The sequence below is a fragment of the Streptomyces sp. NPDC059255 genome (assembly GCF_042752355.1).
Classification (GTDB): domain Bacteria; phylum Actinomycetota; class Actinomycetes; order Streptomycetales; family Streptomycetaceae; genus Streptomyces.
Genome location: NZ_JBHYZP010000001.1, coordinates 556,861 through 576,520 on the forward strand (window position 1 = coordinate 556,861; position 19,660 = coordinate 576,520).

Here is a 19,660-nt window from a genome sequence, read left to right on the forward strand (position 1 = left end):
GATTCGAGGAGGAATCGCCATGCCCATCGCGACGGTGAACCCCGCCAGCGGAGAGACACTGCTGACCTTCGACCCGCTGGGGGCCGAGGAGATCGAGGCCCGCCTGGCCGCGGCCCACAGCACGTTCCGGGAGTACCGCACCACCGGTTTCGACGAGCGGGCGGGGCTGCTGAACCGCGCCGCCGACCTGCTGGAGCACGACGAGGCCGACATCGCCCGCACCATGACCACCGAGATGGGCAAGCCCGTCGCCGCGGCCAGGGCCGAGGCCGCCAAGTGTGTGAAGGCGATGCGCTGGTACGCGGACCGCGCCGCGGAACTGCTCGCCGACGAACACCCCTCGGACGCCGACGTACGGGACTCCGGCGCCGCCCGCGCGAGCGTCCGCCACCGCCCTCTCGGGGTGATCCTCGCCGTCATGCCGTGGAACTTCCCGCTCTGGCAGGTCGTACGGTTCGCGGCCCCGGCCCTCATGGCCGGCAACGTGGGCCTGCTCAAACACGCCTCGAACGTTCCGCAGACCGCCCTCTACCTGGAGAATCTCTTCCGCCGGGCGGGCTATCCACCCGGCTGTTTCCAGACCCTGCTGGTGGGGTCGGACGCGGTCGAGGCCGTCCTGCGCGACCCCCGGGTGGCCGCCGCCACCCTCACCGGCAGCGAACCGGCCGGCCGCGCCGTCGCGGCCGTTGCGGGCGACGAGATCAAGAAGACCGTCCTGGAGCTGGGCGGCAGCGATCCGTACATCGTGATGCCCTCGGCGGACGTCGAACGGGCGGCGCGGACCGCGGTGACCGCCAGGACGCAGAACAACGGCCAGTCGTGCATCGCCGCCAAGCGCTTCATCGTCCACGAAGACGTCTTCGACACCTTCGCCGCCCTGTTCACCGCAGGCATGCGCGACCTGACCGTCGGCGACCCGATGGACGAGTCCACGGACATCGGCCCCCTCGCCAGCGAGCGGGGCCGCGCCGATCTGGAGGAACTGGTCGAGGACGCGCTGGGCCGGGGAGCGACCGCGCTGTGCGGCGGGCAGCGCCCGCAGGAATGCGGCAAGGGGTGGTTCTACGAACCGACCGTCCTCGCCGGGATCACGGACGCGATGCGGATCCACCACGAGGAGACCTTCGGACCCGTCGCCACGCTCTACCGGATCAGGGACCTCGACGAGGCGGTGGCGCTCGCCAACGACACCCCGTTCGGGCTGAGCTCCAACGTATGGACGCGTGACGAGCCCGAGACGCACCGCTTCGTACGCGACCTGGAGGCGGGCGGTGTGTTCTTCAACGGCATGACGGCCTCGCACCCCGCCCTCCCCTTCGGCGGCGTGAAGCGTTCGGGGTACGGGCGGGAGCTGTCGGGCCAGGGCATCCGGGCCTTCTGCAACACGACCACGGTCTGGCACGCCCCGGACACCGGCGACCGGTGAACCGCGACCGGACCGGCACGCCCCGTCCCGTACTAAGTTGGTCGCCATGAGTAATCTTGATCGTCAGGCCACCGCCACCGTCTGCGGCGGTCGCGGCTTCGTCGTCGCCGAGCCGGTACGAGAACTCCTGAGCCCCCGCGCGGTCCGGCTGGGTGAGTCCACCGAGGTCCGCAGACTGCTGCCCAACCTCGGCCGCCGCATGGTGGGCGCGTTCGCCTTCGTCGACCACTACGGGCCCGACGACATCGCCGACGAGCCCGGCATGCAGGTCCCGCCCCACCCGCACATGGGGCTCCAGACGGTGAGCTGGCTCCACGACGGCGAGGTGCTGCACCGCGACAGCCTCGGCAGCCTCCAGACCGTACGCCCGCGCGAACTCGGCCTGATGACCGCGGGCCGGGCGATCTCCCACTCGGAGGAGAGCCCCCGCTCCCACGCCCGCTTCCTGCACGGCGCCCAGCTCTGGGTCGCGCTCCCGGACGCCCACCGCGAGGTCACACCGCACTTCCAGCACCACGCCGACCTGCCCGTCGTCACCGCCCCCGGCCTGACCGCCACCGTCATCCTCGGCGCACTCGACGGCGCGGTCTCCCCGGGCACCATCTACACCCCCCTGCTCGCCGCGGACCTCGCACTGGCCCGCGGCACCGAGACCCGTCTCCCCCTCGAACCCGACTTCGAGTACGCGATCCTGTGCATGTCCGGCGAGACCGAGGTCGACGGAGTGCCCGTACTCCCCGGCTCCATGCTCTACCTCGGCTGCGGCCGCACCGAACTCCCCCTGCGCGCACAGTCCGACGCGGGACTGATGCTCCTCGGAGGTGAGCCCTTCGAGGAGGAACTGGTCATGTGGTGGAACTTCATCGGCCGTTCGCACGAGGAGATCGAGACGGCCCGCAAGGACTGGACGGAGACCTCCCGCTTCGGCGAGGTACGAGGCTACGCGGGCGACCGCCTCCCCGCCCCCGAACTCCCCCCGGTGGCCCTGAAACCACGGGGAAGGGTGCGCTGACCCGCGGCACGCGCGTAGCCGCCGCCAGTTGAGGAACGATCGTTCTTGACTGATCGTTCCTCAACTGGCTATGGTCATGTCATGGGTAGGCCAAGAGCGTTCGACGAGGACGAGGTGGTGCGCGCCGCCGTAGGGTTGTTCGGCGGCCGCGTGTATGACGGTGTGTCCGTCGATGATCTCGTCACCCGTCTCGGCGTGCACCGCAACAGCCTGTACAAGACGTTCGGCAGCAAGCGCGGCCTCTACCTGGTCGCCCTGCGCCGCCACCTCGCCGACGATGTCCGTCCCTTGGCCGACGCGCTCGCCGCGGCACCGGACGCCGCGACCGCGCTGCGGCTCGTCACGTCGGCCGACCTCGGTCTGCTGCTGCTCGCGGCGGTCGAACGGGCGCCGGTCGACGAGGAGGTCGCCGCCGAGGTGATGGCCGCGTTGGGCGCCCTCGACAGCGCAATCGCCGACGCGCTCGGCATTTCCGCCGACCTGGCCGCCGCCCTCACGGCCGCCGCACTGGGCATTCTCCTGCGCGGAAACCCCGACGGCGTCGGCACCGCGCTGTCCCGACGTCTCGATTCGACTCTCTCGCCTGACAAGGAAAACCGACATGGCACTGGTTCACATCGACGGTGACGACCTCGTCGTCGTGATGGAGGGGCTCGGCAAGCTCTGGGCTATGAAGAGCAGCCTGACCATCCCGCTGGTCAACGTCCGTGGCGCGACCGCCGACCCCGGCATCGCCGCCGATCCCAAGGGGATTCGCGCGCCTGGCACCCGCGTACCCGGTCTGATCACGGCGGGCACCTTCCATCTCGATGGCGAGACGGTCTTCTGGGATGTCAAGGATCCGTCGAAGACCGTCGTGGTCGAACTCGCCGACGAGCGCTACGCCCGCCTGGTCCTCCAGGTCGAGGACCCTCGCGCGACCGTCGCGCTGGTCGAGAACGCCCTCATCTGAACTGAAAGAGGTAGACCGATGTTTTTCCGCTTGGCCGCCGTCGTGCTGGCGTTGACCGCCGTGACCGCCACCCCGGCCGAGGCGGCTCCGGCTCTCGTGCCCGCCGCCGACCGCGAGGTCGTCTTCACCGTCGACGGGACGACGACGTACGGCACCCTGCATGTTCCCGCGCACCGTGCCGGGCAACGGCTGCGGGCCGCACTGCTGCTGCCCGGCAGCGGCCCCACCGACCGCGACGGCAACCAGCCACCCGCGTCCCGCCCGGACACCCTGGCGCAGGTGGCCGACATGCTCGGGAATGACCAAGTCGCCACGCTGCGGTTCGACAAGTACGGCACCGGCCGCACCGGGCTCGGTGCCTACCGCGACCGCCCGGAGGAACTCGACTACCCGGCGTTCGTCCGCCAGGCGAAGGCCGCCTACGAGTCCTTGCGCGATCAGCCCGAGACCGACCCCCGTGCGCTGCTGGTCGTCGGGCACAGCGAGGGCGCGATGACCGGGCTGCTGCTCGGCGGCACCGTCCGCCCGCGCCCGGCCGGCCTGGCACTGCTGCAACCGCAGGCGATCCGCTTCCTGGACCTGGTCGCGCTGCAACTGCACGCCCAGATCGCCGAGGCGACCCGGCAGGGCCAGTTCACCCCGGAGCAGCAGCGCGTTGTCGACGCGGCCGTGGACGCCGCCGTCACCGCCCTGCGGGCACACCGACCGGTCGACACCACCGACCTGCCGCCCGCGGTCGCCCAACTCTTCGAAGCCTTCCAGGGGCCGAGTGCTCGGTTCGTGGAGAGCGACGACGCCATCTACCCGCCGGACACCGTCGCGGCACTCCGGCCGGGGACCAGGGTGCTGCTGACGTGCGGCACGAACGACGTCCAGGTTCCTTGCTCCACGACGAACGCCCTGACCGCCGCCCTGCGCCGCGCACACGTCGAGGGACCGGGTCGGGTGCCACTGCCCGGCGTGGACCACCTGCTGCACGACGCCGACCACCCGGACACCCTCGCCCCGGCCGCGCTCGACGCCTTGCGCCGGTTCACGGAACGCTGAGGCAGCCCGAGAGCGACACCCCGAACCGCCTCCGCGTTCCACACGAAGAGCAGCCCCACCGGGACTCCACGGGCGGTTCGATGTGGCTGAAAGCGGTGTTCGGGCGTCAGGCGCCGCGAGTCGGGCGGTGCAGGTAGGTGCCGGCGGGCTCGCCGGTGACCTGGCCCGCCCGCAGGATGTGATGGCCTCGCAGGAAGGTGTCGGTGACCCGCGCGGTCAGCTCGAAGCCTTCGAACGGGGTGTACTCCTGCGCCGACTCCGACTCCGCGGCGCGCACCGTCCAGGGGCGGCCCGGGTCGACCAGGGCGATGTCGGCGTCGAAGCCGGGTGCGAGGCTGCCCTTGGTGCGCAGCCCGTAGCGCCGGGCCGGGTTCCAGGAGGTCAGTGCGGCGATCCGGCCCAGGGGCAGGCCGCGCTTCGTCCCCTCGGTGATCAGGCCGGGAAGGAGGTATTCCGCTCCGCCGAATCCGGACCTGGCGAGGAAGACATCGTCCTCGGGCTCACCGAACTTCACCTCCTCCCGGCAGCACGCGTGGTCGCTGACGACCCAGTCGACGGTGCCGTCGAGCACGTACTCCCAGAGCGCCTCGACGTCCTCGCGGGGCCGCAGCGGCGGGTTGACCTTGCCGCCGAGGCCGTGCGCGGTGGTGATGTCGGCGAGCAGGTGCCCGACGGTGACCTCGCGGCGGAAGTCGATGTGCGGGAACGCCCGGCTCATCCGCACGGCCGCGTCGACCGCCTTGCGGGACGACAGGTGCAGCAGATTGACGGTCGGCAGCCCGGTCTCGTGCGCCAGGTAGGCGGCGATGGAGACCGCGAGCCCTTCGGAGTGCTGCGGCCGGGAGGCGCTGTAGGCGGCGAGCCCGGTCAAGTCGCCCGCCTCCTCGACCAGCTCGGTGTACGCGGTCATGATCTCGGCGGTCTCGCAGTGCAGGGAGAGCGAGATCTCCTCGGCGAGGTGGGGGAAGCGCTCGCGGGCGGCCCGCACCCCGCGCATGACGAACTCGAAGTGCGCGTAGTCGTACCGCTCGTTCTCGGGAATCATCAGGAACGCGCTCTGATCGGCGGACCTGCCGTGCAGGCCGTGGCTGCCGTAGAACATGAAGATCTTGAACGAGGTGACGCCGAACCGCTCGATCAGGGCGGGAACCTCGTCGATGTGTCCGCGTGACATCGGCGCGAGGTGGAAGCCGTAGTCGACATGGGCCCGGCCGGCGGCGGCGTCCAGCACCTCGGGGAAGAAGTCGCCGTACGCGCCTCCCTTGTTGAGGTAGTACCGCCCGGTCCGCATGTAGGTCAGCGCGGTGGTGACGCCGCCCTGCGCGCACGCGCGGCTCTCGGTGGCCGCGTCCTCGGCGAGCGGATGGTAGATCCCCCAGTGCTGGTGGGCGTCGACGACACCGGGGAACGCCAGCCGGCCGCGGGCGTCGACCACCCGCCGGGCGCCTTCCGTGGCGATGCCGGGGGACACGGCGACTATCCGCCCGCCGCTGACGGCGATGTCCGCGGGCCGCGCGCCGTCATGATCGTGGGTGACGACACGGGCGTTCTTCAGCACCAGGTCGTACTCGGTCACGGTGAACTCCGTAAGGTGTCAGGCGGCCCGGGCTCCGCCACGGGCCGGTCGCCGAAGCCGTTCTGATCCGTGCTCATGTCCTGGTCACGCGGCCCCGGTCACCCGGCTGTCCCCGGCCCAGAAGACGAAGCGCTTCTGGGCGAGACGAACGGTGAAGTGGGCGACGAGCCCCACCACGGAGAGCACCACCAGCACGGCGAACATCCCTGCGATGTCGAAGTTGTAGTTGGCCTGCAGCAGGAGGTATCCGAGGCCCTCCTTCGCCCCGATGAACTCGCCGACGACGGCGCCGAGGATCGAGAAGACGATCCCGATGTCGAGACCGACGAAGATGAAGGGGAGCGCGCTCGGCAGCCGGACCATCCTGAAGACCTCGAACCTGCCCGCGCCGAACACCGTGAGCATCTGGATCCGGTCGGCGTCGGCCGAGCGCAGCCCTTCGATCACGTTGACCAGCATCGGGAAGAACGCGATCACCGCCGCCATGACGACCTTGCTCGTCATGCCGAAGCCGAACCACACGACGAACAGCGGCGCGAGGGCCACCTTGGGCACCGTCTGGAAGGCGACGATGTACGGCATGAACGTGCGCTCGATCAGCCGCACCTGCGCGATCACCGTACCGAGCAGCAGCGCCGCGCCCGCGCCGAGGAGGAAACCGTACAGCGACTCCAGCAGTGTGACTCTCAGATGGCGCCAGAACAGCGGGTCGAACAGCTGGGTCCACAGGGCGTCGGCGATCCGGGAGGGGCGCGGCAGCAGATAGTCGTCGACTCCGAAAGCGGGGACCGCGAACTCCCATACCAGCATGACGATCACGAAGACGGCGGGCACGAGCAGCAGTTCGGGGCGCTCTCTGACGGTCCTGGCCCTGAGGAACCTCATCGGTCGATCACACCGGCGCTGTCGAAGTGCTTGCGGATCCGCTCGACGAAGACCCCGGCCCGGTCCGAGGCCATGGCGCTGAGCGCACGTGGGCGTGCCAGCTCGATGTCGACGATCTCGGCGATACGGCCGGGGCGGGGGCTGAGGACGACCACCCGGTCGGAGAGGAAGACCGCCTCGGGGATGGAGTGGGTGACGAACACGATGGTCTGGCCGCTCTCCCGCCGGATCCGCAGCAGTTCGACGTTCATGTGGTCGCGGGTCAGGGCGTCGAGGGCGCCGAACGGCTCGTCCATCAGGAGCACCGCCGGGTCGTGCACCAGAGCCCGGCAGATTCCGGTGCGCTGCTGCATCCCGCCGCTCAGCTCGTGGGGGTACTTGTCCTCGAAGCCGTCGAGGCCGGCCATCGCGAGCAGCCGCTCGGCCCGCTCCCGGTACACCCGGGCGTCGAGTTTCCGCACCTCCACGGGCACCATCACGTTCTGCAGCACGGTGCGCCACGGCAGGAGGGTGGCCGCCTGGAAGACCATGCCCACCTCGGGCAGCGGACCCGCCACCTCGTGGCCGGCGACCCGGACCGTCCCCCGGCTGCCGGCGACGATCCCGGCGAGGATCTTCAGCAGGGTGGTCTTGCCGCACCCCGAGGGGCCGACGACCGAGACGAACTCGCCGCGCCGGACCGTGAAGGTGACGTCCGAGAGCGCGTGGGTCGGCTCGGACCTGCGCGGGCGGTAGGTCTTGTGCACGGCGTCGACCTCGATCCAGCGGCCTTCGTCCACATCGGGCGCGGGAACCCCGCCCCGGCCCCGCACGCTCCGGCGGCCTCGGCCCAGACCTCTGATCACCATGGCGGCCTCCCCTCCCTACCTTCCTGACGGTGTGTCCGGTCGCTACCCGGCGGCCTTCGCCTTCTCGATCACGGCGGCGGCGTCGAAGTCGTTCGCGTCCTGGAGCAGGCTGCCGTCCCACACCTCCGGGACCGGGACGTCCTTGGTGATCTGACCGGAGGTCCTGGTGTAGGCGACCGTCCTGCGCCACTCCTCGTCGCTGATCGCGCCCCAGTCCCGGAAGCCCTCGGGCTCACCGGTGACCGGGACCGCGGTTTTTATCCATGCCTCAAGGGTCTTGGTGTCGTCGGCGACGCGGTCGGCGGCCTTCTTGCCGGCCAGCAGCTGAGGGAAGGCCCGGTAGCCGTCACGCATGGCGGCCCCGGGGTTGACGGCGGAGAAGAGCAGTGCCTTGTACGAGGCGCGCAGGTAGCGCGTCAGTACGTCCTTCTTCTCCCGCAGGGTCTTCTCGGCCACCGCGAAGGTCAGGGAGCGGATGCCTTCGAAGGCGGCGGAGTTGTCCAGGTAGCGGAACTCCGTGCCGGTGTTCTCGATCGTGGTGTACGCCTGCGTGAACAGGACGAGGACGTCGACCTTGTCGGCCTTCAGTGCGGACAGGGCCTGCGCGCCCACCCCGACCGGCAGCAGATCGATGTCCTCGGCCGCGTCCAGCCCGGCGTCGCCGGCGTACGCGCGGGCGAAGATGGCCGAGCCGGAGGCGAGGCTGATGACACCGATCCTCTTGCCCTTGAGGTCGGCGGGGGACGTGATCCCGCTGTCCGGCAGGACCGCCATGCGCCAGGGCCAGTTGCGCACCAGGCCGCCGACAGCCTTGACCGGAACGCCCTTCTCCCGCGCCGCGAGGATGGCTCCCGCGTCGGCCGGCGCGATGTCGGCGCTGCCCGAGGCGACGGCCTGGACGGCGGCGACCGAACCGTCGGTGTTGATCACGTCGACCTTCAGCTTCTCCTGGGAGAAGTAGCCCTCGGTGTCACCCACCGCGTACGTGGCGACTTCTTCCTTGGGAGCCATCACGGCCGAGGGTACGGCGAGACCGAGCGTGGCCCGGACGTCCGGGCCACCGTTGGCGGGCGGCCCGGATCCTCCCGAGCAGGCGGAGAGCGCCAGGAGGGTGGCGAGGGCGGCGGCTGCCACGCCGAGGCGTGTGGACTGATTCATGTTCGGCACCTCAATCCATCCGGTGGAGCAAGGGTGTCCGTCGACCGGGACCGGTCCTGGTCACGGTCAGGTCGTTGCCGAAGTGCCGGTGTGGAGCCCGCGGCCGCGCTGCTCGGCGAAGTCCGCGGCGGTACGTAGCCCGCCGCGGGCCCGGGTGGTCCCGGAGGCTTCCCTCAGCGTACGCCGGAGGAGGGTGTCACCGGGTAACTTTGCCCAAGCGCACCGTAGTTGACCGCCTGTGAACGAGTAAGGGTGGAGCCGGACCCCGTAGCCCCGTCCCGGGCCACCCGCCGCTCCCGCTGTTCCGGCCAGGGGTTCGCCCGCCGTGGCCGTACCGCCGATTCGGTGACGCCGACTCCGATGCCGTCGCCGGGAATGATGCCGATGACGTAGGCACGGGTCAGGTGTGCGGGCCACCCTTTCATGGCATCGGGTCCGGGTGCGGATGACGCCGGGACGGGTGGCGAAGACATCCGGGGTGAAGAGCCGGCGGACTGCGGGGGTCATGGCCGCACGCTGGTCCGCCGCGGGGATTGCTGTGGGCGGTGTGCTTCCTGTTCCGTCCGCCGCAACGTGGTGGCCAGGAGTCGGGGGCCGCCAACTCGGCGAAACCCGAGACCCCTGGGGCGGCCGTGACCGGCTCGCGGTGCGGCAGTGCGACGTCAGGACGCGGACATGCCCGCGTCGATCTTGTGTTCCGCGCCCGTGATGTAGGAGGACTCGTCGGACGCCAGGAACAGCACCAGCGAGGACACCTCGTCCGCCTCCGCGAGCCGGCCGAGGAAGATCTGCGCCAGCGCGTCACCGCCTCCCTCGTCGGTCGCCTCCACCATCATCGGGGTGTTGATGAAGCCCGGGTGCACGGAGTTCACCCGGATGTTGTCACCGCCGTACTCCTGCGCGGCCGCCTTCGTCATCCCCCGGCTGGCGAACTTGCTCGCGACGTAGGCGAGGCTCGGGAAGCCGTAGTTCGCGCGCAGACCCGCCAGCGACGAGATGTTGACGACCGAGCCGATGCCGGCGCGCTGCATCGACGGGATGACGGCCTTCATCCCGAGGAACTGGGAGTGCTGGTTGACGGCACACACCTTGAGGTAGTCGTCCTCGTCGAGGTCCGCCGTCTTGGCGATCGGCCCCAGGATGCCCGCGTTGTTCACGAGCACGGTGACGTCTCCGAACGCCGCTTCGGTTTCCTCCACGACACGCTTCCAGTCGTCGTACCGCGTGACGTCCTGCACCGTATACCGCGCGTTGTCGCCGAGTTCATCGGCGAGCTCACGGATGGCGGCCTCGTTGAGGTCCGTGAGGGTGACCTTCGCCCCCTCTTTGACGAAGCGGCGTGCGTGCGAGGCGCCCATGCCCTGGCCCGCTCCGGTGATGATCGCGACCTTGTCGTCCAGACGGCCCACGAGAGGACTCCTTCGTCCTTACGGGAAATCCGAATTTCGGAACCCAGTACCAAAATATACCTCGGGCCTCACAACCCCCCTGTGGCCACGAAGGTGATCGCAGCGAGCACCGCACGGCTGCCTCACCGACGATGCCCTGCGCCCTGCCGGCGTTCTGGTGCCGGTGTCGCGTAACACCGTGGCCCGACGGCCCGGTGTGGTCGAGCAGTGTTACGGAGTGCTGGGCCGCTCCCACCGGCCGGTCCTCACTCCGTGGCGCCGCCGTCGCGCAGGGCCGGCGCGTGCAGGGTGCCTGCGGTGAGCGCCGTACGGTCGGGCAGGTCGGTGGTGCGGTCCAGGTCACCCGCGAGCGGCTGACTGACCTCGCCCGACCAGCTCTCGAAGCTGGAGCGCCGCACCCGGGAGCTGATGGTCACCACGGTCAACACCTGTGTCGGCGTGCGCGTCCTGCGCCGCCACTGGACCGCCCGGGACGGCGCACGGCTCGGGGAGAGGGGCTGCGAACTGTGGCCCCGTTCCACGTCCTGAGCCCGCACACCGCCCGACCGCGGAGGGACGGTGGCACCACGAGGCCGACCACGCCGAGACGAGGGGTGGGGCGCCTGATTGTCGCGGGGCGTACCACGCGCCCGCTACGGTCCCCGGGAGCTCAGCTGGAACGGGCGCCGCGTTCGCGGTCGCCGAGGATGATGCCGCGGCCGGCGAAGAACCTGTCGAGGTCGGTCCAGGGCACCCGCGCGAACTGCTGGGAGTGTCCGGGGAATCCGGACGGGTTGTGCAGGGCGACCCCGGCCGGATCGGCGCCGACCGCGAGTACCAGATGCCCGCCGCGCTGCGGCGGTGCGGGCTCCAGGGTTCGGATCGTCCGGTGAACGGACAGCATCACCAGGCGGCCGCCGCCGATCTCGTCACGGATCTCGTCGTGCGTCAGGTCGCGGGGACGGACCCGGGTGTGCAGGCCCCAGCGGCGGGTGACGTACTCGGCGAACGGATCGTAGATCAGTCCCTTCACCGTCTCGCCGCTGCGGACGTACGCGCCGGCTTCGAGCGCTTCGTGCAGGAGCGGAACGGAGGGCGGCACCCGGTGGCCCCAGTGGTCCAGGGCCATACGCAGACACGCCATCCCGCAGATACGCGGAGCCCAGAAGCCGTACTCCGCGGCAGTGGCCGCTCCGGATTTCCGCCACAGCGGGTCGGATGCGGCCGGCCTGGTGCCGGAGATGAACTCCGGCACCAGGCCGGCGGATTCCCACTGCGCGTAGTAGGGCACGGGATGCGTCGTCGAAGAGCCGGTCATGGCCCCTAGTCTGCTACGGAACGCAGGCCGGTTCGGTGAACTCCCCTCCCTGCGGACCACCCGGCTGCGCCGGCTAGGCCCCCGGGCGCACCGGCTGATCGGCGCACACGGAGTCTCCCGCAGGGTCAGCCGGCGGTGCGGCGTCCGGGTCCGCGGGTGGCGGCCAGGAGCGCGGTGCCCATGACGATTGCCGTGCCGCTCACCCAGGCGACGGCCGCCGCGCCGCTGTTGCCGGTGGCGGCCAGCATGCCTGAGGTGTCCGGGGAGGTCCGGGGCGCGCTGATGGTCTGGGTGCTGGGCTGGTTGCCGTTTCCGCCGTCGGCGCCGTCCGGGCCGGGCGTGCCGCCGTTGCCCGCGCCCTTCTTCACCCGCACCGTGAACTGGGCGCTGTTGTTGGCCTGGTGGGTGTCGAACGCCAACTCCACGCCGTTCACCGACATGGTGCGCATCGTGGCACGGGTGGTGGCCGGTGCGTCCTCCGCGACGCGCAGCGTGAACGGCAGGTCCACGGCCTGGCCCACGGCGAAGGGCGAGCGGAACGCGCACATGTACTGGGGGGCGCCCGGGCGGGGGTCGTCCGTTCCGAGGCCGTTCCAGGGGCGGCAGCGTTCGGGGACCTTCACCGCCGTGGTGCCCTTGGGAATGTCGACCAGCAGCCCGATCTGGTCGTCGGAGGTGAGCAGGTCGAAGGTGGCGGGTCCGTCGTTGCGCAGCTTCGCCGTCAGCGTCACCTCGGTGCCGGGACCGGCCTCGGCGGAGTCGCCGGTGACGGCGAGATCGGCGGTGTTGGCGGCGTTGATCATCCACATCCCCTGTTCCGTCACGGTACCGGGCGCAGGCGCCTCGCCGTCCGGCACCAGCGTGAGCACGGGTGCTTCGCCGCCCGGGCCGGAGCCCTGGGAGCCGCCGTCGCGCGGGTCCGCGGCGGTACGTACGGCGTCGGCCGGCGGCTTCACCCGGTAGTCCAGGAACTCGAAGAGCGCCGTCCCCTTGACGTCGAGGCCCACGGGGGCCGACAGCCGGTAGCGCTTGCCCGGTTCGACCGGTGTGCCGATCCGGCAGACGGCGGATTCCAGCGTCCGCCCGTGGCCGTAGGGGGGGTTGTCGGTCGTACCGTAGGCGCAGTTGGCGAACCGCGGTGCGAAGCCGAGGCCCTGGGTGGTGGTCAGCTTCAGTTCCACGCCGGGTGACGTGAGCGAGCCCATGTTGGCGACGGTGATCGGGGCTGCCAGCGAAGTCCCGGGCTCCGCACCGTCCTTCTGCGGCAGACGGTTGACGACCAGTTCTATGGTGCCGACGGTGACCTGCACGGTGAGGGGGGCGATCGTCGCGTTGGAGGACGTCGCGGTGAGCCGGGCGGTCCCGGTGGTGCGGAGCGGAGCGTCCGGCTTGGCCAGCACTTCCAGGAGGCCGCCGGCGAAACCGTCCGCCTCGATGTCCCTGACCGGCCAGGAACACAGGTTCTCGCGGCAGCTGACGCCCCTGACGTCGGCGAAGGCGGAGATGCCGGACACGTCGATGGTGACGACCACGTCCTTGGCGGTGCCACCGTCAGGATCGCCGGGCAGGCCCCAGCTGATCTGCGCCGGATCGCCCGGGTAGACCAGTGGTTGCGGCACACCGATCTTGTCCCGGGATACGGTGAAGTTCAGTTCCGGACCGTACTGCGCGGCGCTGCCGCCCGACGGTTCGGCCTGGGCGGGAGCGCCGCCGAGCCCGACGCCGAGCAGGGCCACCGCGATGGCGGTCAGGGCGGCAAAGCGCCGGTGCCGTCCGGGGAATGACATGTGGCATACACCCTTCCGTTCAGTGGAAGCCTTCTCGCAGATGCCTGGTGTGACAGATGGGTGCGGCGAATGGTTGTGCGGCGTGGCTGTTCCGATCACGCCCGTCGCCGTCCGGGGGGTGGGCGCGTGCCGCGTTCTGCCCGACTTTGTCACCGCGATTGGCGTGGTCAGGGGATGGGCGACACCCTCTTATGGGTAACACGCCGTCCGGACCGCCCTGTTGGGCACGGCGGCGGATGGAACGACGGAGGATTACGGCATGCGCAAGACGCTGCGGGAGCGGCTGCGGTACTGGTTCGACGGAACGATGGACCGTGGCACCCCGGCGTTGATCGGCTGGCTGGGGCTGGCCTCGTTGGCACTGATCACCCTGGTCTCCAGCGCGGTGGTGGTGCTGGCCCACAAGGACACGGAGGAGAACGGCGGTTGGGCGGGCGTCGTCTGGATGAGCCTGCTGCGTACCCTCGATCCGGGCACGATGGGCGGGGACACCGGGCAGCCGCTGTTCCTGATCCTCATGCTCACGGTGACCATCGGGGGGATCTTCATCGTCAGCGCGCTGATCGGTGTGATCACGACCGGCCTGGAGACCCATATCCAGGAACTGCGGAAGGGCAAGTCCCAACTGATCGAGCGCGGGCACACCATCGTGCTCGGCTGGTCGGACCAGATCTTCACGGTGATCGCCGAGTTGGTGGAGGCCAACCAGAGCGAGCGGCGCTCCTGTGTGGTGATCCTCGCCGACCGCGACAAGGTCGACATGGACGACGAGATCCGGCGGCGCATCCCGGACACCGGGAAGACCCGGGTGATCTGCCGCTCCGGCAGCCCCCTGCAGCGCGAGGACCTGGAGCTGGTCAGTCCGGACACCGCCAAGGCGATCATGGTGCTGCCGCCGCTCACCGACGACAGCGATATCGACGTCATCAAGGTGCTGTTGCTGCTCAACAACCGTAGATGGCCCGGGCGGCGCCCCACCGTGGTGGCCGCCGTGCAGAACTCCACCAACCTGGCGGCGGCCCGGCTGGCAGCGGGCGACGCCGCGCTGGTGATCGATGTCGACGACATCGCCGTACGGCTGATCGTGCAGGCCCACCGGCAGTCCGGGCTGTCCACCGTCTTCAACGAACTGCTCAGCTTCATGGGCAACGAGATCTACCCCTGGAGCGAGCCGGCGCTGGCCGGTGCCACCTACGGGGAGTCACTGACGGCTTTCGAACGCGGCATCCCCATCGGCCTGCAGCGGGAGGACGGGAAGATACAGGTCAACCCGTCGATGGACACCGTCGTCGAGCGCGGTGACCGGCTGTTGATGGTCGCCGAGGACGATCTGCTCATCGAGCGGGCGGCTGCCCCGCCCACGATCGTACGTTCGGCGATCACCACGGCCGAGGCTCCGGAGCCGTTGCCCGACCGGACGTTGATCATCGGCTGGAACCCCCGGGCGGCGGAGATCGTTTCACTGCTCGACCGTCTGGTGCAGCCCGGCTCCGCGGTGGACATCGCGGCCCCCCGGCAGCCGCGGGAGGATCTGACCGGGCGACTGGAGAACCTGACCGTCGGCTTCAAACACTGCGACCCGGTCAGCCGGCCGTCACTGGAGTCCCTGGAGCTGGACAGCTATCGCCATATCGTGGTGCTCACGGACGACACGATCGATCCCGGCCGGGCCGACGACCGCACCCTGGTCACCCTGCTCCATCTGCGGGACATCGAGATCCGGCTCGGCGATCCGTACTCGATCGTCACGGAGATGAACGACGACGCCAACCGCGAGGTCGCGCAGGTCACCAAGGCCGACGACTTCATCGTCAGCACGAAGGTGATCAGCCTGCTGCTCACCCAGCTCAGCGAGAACCGCCAACTGGTCGCGGTGTTCGCCGACCTCTTCGACCCCGAGGGTTCGGAGATCTACCTCAAACCGGCGCCGAGCTATCTCCTCCCGGGAGCCGAGGCGAACTTCGCCACCGTGATCGAGGCGGCCCGGCAGCGCGGCGAGACGGCCATCGGCTACCGGCTCGCGGAGCGCAGCGACGAACCGCCGCTGTACGGGGTGAGTCTCAACCCCTCGAAGACCGCGCCGCTGACCCTGCGCGGGGGCGACACGGTCGTGGTGCTCGCGGAGGACTAGGAGTTGGTTTCACGCCGCCCGGAGTGCCGGTCCCTGCTTCCGTCGAGCTGATGGGCCGGCTCCTGCCTGCTGCTTCGTGCCTTCTCGTCATCGGTCAGTCCTGCGGCTTCCTCCACTCTCTGATTACAAATCGGTCACCACTCACGCGTATCTGTCACCTGATGCTTACATCCCCCGTTACGGTCATCGCTCACGAACCACCTCAGGGGGACTCATGCCGAACAATCCGCCTTCGCAGCCGACACCTTGGGGTCAGTCACCCCAATCAGGCACCAACCCGTACATCGCACCGGGTTCCCCCAACCGCCCCAAGTGGACCCGGAAGCGTGTCCTCCTCCCGGCCGCCGGGCTCCTGTTCTTCGCGGGCATCGGTATCGGTACGGGCGAGGACCCGGCCCAGTCCGAGAAGGCCTCCAGCGTCAAAGCGGCACCCGCGGCACCCACGGAGACTGTCACGGCGACCACGACCGAGACGGCCGCACCTGTGCCGGCGGTCACCGAGACCGTCACGGCCAAGCCGAAGCCGGCGCCGACCGTGACGGAGACGAAGACGGTTGAGGTCACCGCCGAGCCTGCTGTCGACGCCGGCGGTGGCAACGACGAGTCCGTGTACTACAAGAACTGCACCGCCGCCCGAGCCGCCGGTGCGGCGCCGGTGCGTGCCGGGGATCCCGGGTACGGGCGCCACCTCGACCGCGACGGAGACGGCGTCGGTTGTGAGTAGACGTCATGGCCGCCCCTCGACGCACTGAGGCCGGCCGACTTACGGGCAGGCCTTCGGACCGGCCGACTTCGGACCGGCCGACGGTGGAGCGGCGGGCAGGCGCAGGCTGAAGACCGTCTCCGTGCCGGGCACACTCGTCGCGGAGACCGTTCCGCCATGGGCTTCGACGAGCTGCCTGACGATGGAGAGATCCAGGCCGCTGCCTCCGCTGCCCCCGCTGTCTCTGCTGCGGGACTTCTCCGCCATGCTGCGGGTGGAACCCGTCCCCGAGCAGCAGTCACCTGTGCTGCTGCCGGAGGAGTCGATCGGCATGGTGCGACGTATCGGCCCGGTCACCGAGGTGAGCGCGGTCGCCAACACCCACGCCATCGTCCGCCGGTCCGACCGTATCGCGGCCAGCGACTTCTCGGGCCCGACCGTACTGGCGGCCAGACCTGACCTGTTGGACGCGGTGAGCGGCGCCGTGGCCTCCGGCCGGTTCCTCGGCCAGGCCGACGAGCGCTTCCCCACCGCGGTCCTCGGCTCCCGCGCGGCGGCCCGCCTCGGGATCGGGGGGCTCACGCCGGGCGGACCGGATCCGCAGATCTGCATCGGCCAGCGCTGGTTCACCGTGATCGGTGTCCTCGACCCGGTTCCCCTGGCGGCCGACTTCGACCGGACCGTCCTCGTGGGCTGGCCGGCCGCCCGGGAACTGCTGCGGTTCGGCGGTAACCCCACGGTGATCTACGTCCGGGCGGCGGGATCGGGCTGGCCAACACGATGTTCATCTCGGTGCTCGAACGCCGCCGGGAGATCGGGCTGCGTCGAGCGCTGGGCGCGAGCCGGGGTCAGATCCGGGTCCGGTCCCTCACCGAATCCGTGGCCCTCTCCGGCCTGGGAGGGCTGGCCGGGACCCTGTTGGGCATCCTCACCACGGTCGGCTACGCCGCCTACCAGGACTGGCCTCCGGTGGTGCCGCTCCTGGCGGTGGCGGGCGGCTGCCTCGGCGCCTTGGTGGTCGGTATGGGGGCGGGCCTCTGTCCCTCCGTCCGTGCTTCCGGCCTGGCCCCGACCGAAGCCCTGGCGGCGACGTGAGCCGCGGGAGAGGGCTCACTGCCCCTTCCGGGTGCGGCTGCCACCGCATCCGGAGGCGGGCCGACACGTATCGCACCGAGCGGCTCAGCCCTTTCCTGAGGAGCCTCCGGACAACGCCGACAGGAGAAGCCCGGTCAGGTCCTGGCGCCGTTGCTTCCCGAGCACGGATTCCAGGGCGGCATCCACTTCGGCGTAGGCATCGCGCCCCGCCCGCAGGAGATCCTGGCCGGTCGCCGTGACGTGGAGTTCCGCGGTGCGGCCCCGTCCGGGGTCGGTGCGGCGCTCGACGGCACCGCGCTCCTCCAGTTGCCGGACGGTCGCCTGGGCGCTCTGTGCGGTGATGCCCGCCCTACGGCCCAGTTCGCTGTAGGACATGCCCGGCTCCCTCAACAGGTGGCCGAGGGCCGAGAGATGACGCAGCGTGTAACCGGTCGGCTTGAGGGCCCGTTCGACGTCCTGACGTGCTCGTCGCCCCAGGGCGGCGAGCAGGAAGGCGGTGCTGGTGGGCGGTGGCTGGGCGGTCACGATTCCTCATTCCCCCTCGGAAAGTTTCAGCTTGACTTTAACTGGAGGCTCGGGCAATATCCAGTTCCGACGGGCACGGCGTAAGACCGGGTCCCGAGTTTCAGGCCAGCTGAAACCGAGTGCACGGCCGCACCGCGAGGGGCGAGGCGCGTCGCCGGCCCGGCGGCGACGATTGCCGCCGACCTGCTCGCTGTCGCCTGTTCCGCGGGCCCGCGGAGGGTGCGGAGATGCGAAACCTGCCCCGGTAAAAGTCATGGAATTCGTTCCGGATTTCCATGTGATCCACTATTCGAAATGCGAGTGAGTATGAAAATTTCCCATCGCGCCCGCCTTTCCGGCCTCGTCACCGCCCTGGCGGCGGTGACGGTCCTCGCCGGAACCGCCGCTCCCGCGCAGGCGATCAACAGGGTGGACTGCGCCGGACGGACCGACTTCTTCTCGGTCGTCAACGACGGACAGCTCTGCTTTGCGAATGCTGGTTACACGGACGTGGCCATCTATGGCGTACGCCAGGTGAATTCAGGTAACAATAGCGGGGAATTCTCCATGGCGCGGACGACGAGCAGTCCGGTGCAGAACGTTGCTTTTTCGAAATATAACACGATCGCCCCGGATTGGGGCCAGGCTCCGTTTCACAAGGTCAGCAGCATCAAGATCTTCTGAAATCTTGCTCCTCGGCCGGAAACGGTGAGGAGTCGAGCCTGATCGCGTTCGTCCGCTGTCCAGGTGGGGGAGCACTGCAGTGCCTCGCGGTGTTTCCCCGCCTTCACATTCGAGACCCGTCCAGCGCTTCCCGATGAGGTATTTCCACCATGGCATCCGCCCGCGTCACGACCGCCGCGCCCCGATCGAGGCGCGGCGCCAAAGTGGCCTGCGCCGTGACGATGGCCGCCGGTCTGTCGGCCACCGGCTGCTCCACGAACTCCGTGGGCAGCCCGGCGGATATGACACCGACCCCGCCGGTCATCGAGCCGTCCCCGCCGGTGCCCGCCACCGGGCGCGACGGACTGACGCGGCTTCCGCTGTCCGCCTACGGCACGTCCGACAAGGACGACGACCTGCTGTTCAGGACAGAAAGGGCTCTGGTCGTCCGCTGTATGAAGGACCGAGGACATCACAGCTACGCGGGTCAGAACATGAACCGGATCGAAGCGAGAACCGATGAGGACAGAGAGGCGGCCAACCCTGTCGGCGCCTGGGGTTATATCGGCCGTGCGACGGCCGAGGAAAGGGGTTTCCATGTGGGGCTGAGGATGCCGACCGGCGGGACGGGCGTGAGCGGCCGGACAGCCGAGGATTACGGAGCCTGCTCGACCGAGGCGAAGAAACAACTTCCGGCTCTGACAAACACCGACGGCTGGAAACTGACGCAAACCCTGTACGGCCGGTCACTCCAGCTGGCGGTTGCCGACCGACGGGTTGTCGCCGCGCGCACACGCTGGAGCGCCTGCATGACCACGGCGGGGCACCCGGCCCAGGACCCAGAGAAACTCGCCGCCGGCCCCTGGAAGACAGTGAAGCCGACCGCCGGCGAGATCGCCGCGGCAACCGCCGCCGAGTCCTGCACCAGGTCGTCGGAGCTGGCCGGGATCCACTTCGCCGCGCTCGCCGGCTACCAGCGCCAGCTGATAGCCGCCAATGTTCCGGTCCTGACTGTCTATCAGAAGCAGGTCCGGGACTTGACCGACAAGGCCACGCGCCTGCTGGCCGAGTCCCCCGCGACCTGACCGGTTCCTCCGACGCGGCCCTCCTCGCCGAGCACACCGCGGAGCCGGTCCAGGGCGGCGCCAGGGCCGTCCCCAGTGACAA

General features: G+C 70.0%; 19 protein-coding genes and 2 pseudogenes. 11 read left to right on the forward strand and 10 right to left on the reverse strand.

Features of this window, described 5'->3' with window-relative positions; translation table 11 throughout:
- The first annotated feature begins 19 nt into the window (after window positions 1-19).
- The 5 genes from ACFXKG_RS02390 (at window position 20) to ACFXKG_RS02410 (ending at window position 4,437) form a co-directional block, all read left to right on the forward strand.
- Window positions 20-1,426, forward strand: a complete 1,407-nt coding sequence (locus ACFXKG_RS02390; protein WP_384830946.1) for an NADP-dependent succinic semialdehyde dehydrogenase — start codon at window positions 20-22, stop codon at window positions 1,424-1,426.
- 46 nt (window positions 1,427-1,472) lie between these two features.
- Window positions 1,473-2,438: a pirin family protein gene (locus tag ACFXKG_RS02395; RefSeq protein ID WP_384830949.1), complete on the forward strand. Its 966-nt coding sequence runs from the start codon at window positions 1,473-1,475 to the stop codon at window positions 2,436-2,438.
- An 81-nt stretch (window positions 2,439-2,519) separates the two neighbouring features.
- The gene (locus ACFXKG_RS02400) at window positions 2,520-3,065 is read left to right on the forward strand and encodes a TetR/AcrR family transcriptional regulator (protein ID WP_384831765.1); all 546 of its coding nucleotides are present in this window, start codon (window positions 2,520-2,522) and stop codon (window positions 3,063-3,065) included.
- Window positions 3,040-3,390: a hypothetical protein gene (locus ACFXKG_RS02405; RefSeq protein ID WP_384830951.1), complete on the forward strand. Its 351-nt coding sequence runs from the start codon at window positions 3,040-3,042 to the stop codon at window positions 3,388-3,390. The genes ACFXKG_RS02400 and ACFXKG_RS02405 overlap by 26 nt, the downstream gene beginning before the upstream one ends.
- Window positions 3,391-3,408: 18 nt before the next feature.
- Window positions 3,409-4,437 carry an alpha/beta hydrolase gene (locus ACFXKG_RS02410; RefSeq protein ID WP_384830954.1) on the forward strand — a complete coding sequence of 343 codons (1,029 nt, stop codon included), beginning with the start codon at window positions 3,409-3,411 and terminating at the stop codon, window positions 4,435-4,437.
- A gap of 106 nt (window positions 4,438-4,543) precedes the next feature.
- On the opposite strand, the gene ACFXKG_RS02415 is transcribed toward ACFXKG_RS02410, so the two are convergent.
- From ACFXKG_RS02415 to ACFXKG_RS02450, 8 genes are all read right to left on the reverse strand, one after another.
- Window positions 4,544-6,013 (reverse strand): dihydroorotase family protein, encoded by a 1,470-nt coding sequence (locus ACFXKG_RS02415; protein ID WP_384830957.1) that lies wholly within the window; start codon window positions 6,011-6,013, stop codon window positions 4,544-4,546.
- Window positions 6,014-6,097: 84 nt separating this feature from the next.
- Window positions 6,098-6,898: an ABC transporter permease gene (locus tag ACFXKG_RS02420; protein ID WP_384830960.1), complete on the reverse strand. Its 801-nt coding sequence runs from the start codon at window positions 6,896-6,898 to the stop codon at window positions 6,098-6,100.
- Complete coding sequence (locus tag ACFXKG_RS02425; protein WP_384830963.1) at window positions 6,895-7,746, reverse strand: ABC transporter ATP-binding protein; 852 nt, start codon at window positions 7,744-7,746, stop codon at window positions 6,895-6,897. Before ACFXKG_RS02425 ends, ACFXKG_RS02420 begins: the two co-directional genes overlap by 4 nt.
- A gap of 42 nt (window positions 7,747-7,788) precedes the next feature.
- Window positions 7,789-8,904, reverse strand: coding sequence for an ABC transporter substrate-binding protein (locus tag ACFXKG_RS02430; RefSeq protein ID WP_384830966.1), 1,116 nt, complete (start codon window positions 8,902-8,904; stop codon window positions 7,789-7,791).
- Window positions 8,905-9,566: 662 nt separating this feature from the next.
- Window positions 9,567-10,313, reverse strand: a complete 747-nt coding sequence (locus ACFXKG_RS02435) for an SDR family NAD(P)-dependent oxidoreductase (protein WP_384830969.1) — start codon at window positions 10,311-10,313, stop codon at window positions 9,567-9,569.
- A 245-nt stretch (window positions 10,314-10,558) separates the two neighbouring features.
- Window positions 10,559-10,732, reverse strand: a complete 174-nt coding sequence (locus ACFXKG_RS02440) for a hypothetical protein (RefSeq protein WP_384830972.1) — start codon at window positions 10,730-10,732, stop codon at window positions 10,559-10,561.
- A gap of 230 nt (window positions 10,733-10,962) precedes the next feature.
- Window positions 10,963-11,610 (reverse strand): C39 family peptidase, encoded by a 648-nt coding sequence (locus ACFXKG_RS02445; protein WP_384830975.1) that lies wholly within the window; start codon window positions 11,608-11,610, stop codon window positions 10,963-10,965.
- 125 nt (window positions 11,611-11,735) lie between these two features.
- On the reverse strand, window positions 11,736-13,397 hold the full coding sequence (locus tag ACFXKG_RS02450) for a hypothetical protein (protein WP_384830978.1): 1,662 nt from the start codon (window positions 13,395-13,397) through the stop codon (window positions 11,736-11,738).
- Between the two features lie 259 nt (window positions 13,398-13,656).
- Here ACFXKG_RS02450 and ACFXKG_RS02455 point away from each other — a divergent pair, with 259 nt between their 5' ends.
- The gene (locus ACFXKG_RS02455; RefSeq protein WP_384830980.1) at window positions 13,657-15,528 is read left to right on the forward strand and encodes a potassium transporter TrkA; all 1,872 of its coding nucleotides are present in this window, start codon (window positions 13,657-13,659) and stop codon (window positions 15,526-15,528) included.
- Window positions 15,529-15,742: 214 nt separating this feature from the next.
- Entirely contained in the window at window positions 15,743-16,252 is a 510-nt protein-coding gene (locus ACFXKG_RS02460) for an excalibur calcium-binding domain-containing protein (protein ID WP_384830982.1), read from the forward strand.
- Between the two features lie 39 nt (window positions 16,253-16,291).
- Here ACFXKG_RS02460 and ACFXKG_RS02465 read toward each other — a convergent pair.
- Window positions 16,292-16,495, reverse strand: a pseudogene (locus ACFXKG_RS02465) (ATP-binding protein); the annotation flags it as partial.
- A 1-nt stretch (window position 16,496) separates the two neighbouring features.
- Here ACFXKG_RS02465 and ACFXKG_RS02470 point away from each other — a divergent pair.
- Window positions 16,497-16,931, forward strand: a pseudogene (locus ACFXKG_RS02470) (ABC transporter permease); the annotation flags it as partial.
- Window positions 16,932-17,023: 92 nt separating this feature from the next.
- On the forward strand, window positions 17,024-17,326 hold the full coding sequence (locus ACFXKG_RS02475) for an ABC transporter permease (RefSeq protein ID WP_384830985.1): 303 nt from the start codon (window positions 17,024-17,026) through the stop codon (window positions 17,324-17,326).
- An 84-nt stretch (window positions 17,327-17,410) separates the two neighbouring features.
- On the opposite strand, the gene ACFXKG_RS02480 is transcribed toward ACFXKG_RS02475, so the two are convergent.
- The gene (locus ACFXKG_RS02480) at window positions 17,411-17,851 is read right to left on the reverse strand and encodes a MarR family winged helix-turn-helix transcriptional regulator (protein ID WP_384830987.1); all 441 of its coding nucleotides are present in this window, start codon (window positions 17,849-17,851) and stop codon (window positions 17,411-17,413) included.
- Between the two features lie 306 nt (window positions 17,852-18,157).
- Between ACFXKG_RS02480 and ACFXKG_RS02485 the strand changes: the two genes are divergently transcribed.
- Both ACFXKG_RS02485 and ACFXKG_RS02490 read left to right on the forward strand, forming a co-directional pair.
- Window positions 18,158-18,514 carry a beta/gamma crystallin domain-containing protein gene (locus ACFXKG_RS02485; RefSeq protein ID WP_384830990.1) on the forward strand — a complete coding sequence of 119 codons (357 nt, stop codon included), beginning with the start codon at window positions 18,158-18,160 and terminating at the stop codon, window positions 18,512-18,514.
- Between the two features lie 149 nt (window positions 18,515-18,663).
- A complete protein-coding gene (locus ACFXKG_RS02490; protein ID WP_384830993.1) occupies window positions 18,664-19,578 on the forward strand; it encodes a hypothetical protein in 915 nt (304 codons plus the stop codon).
- Window positions 19,579-19,660 lie beyond the last annotated feature (82 nt).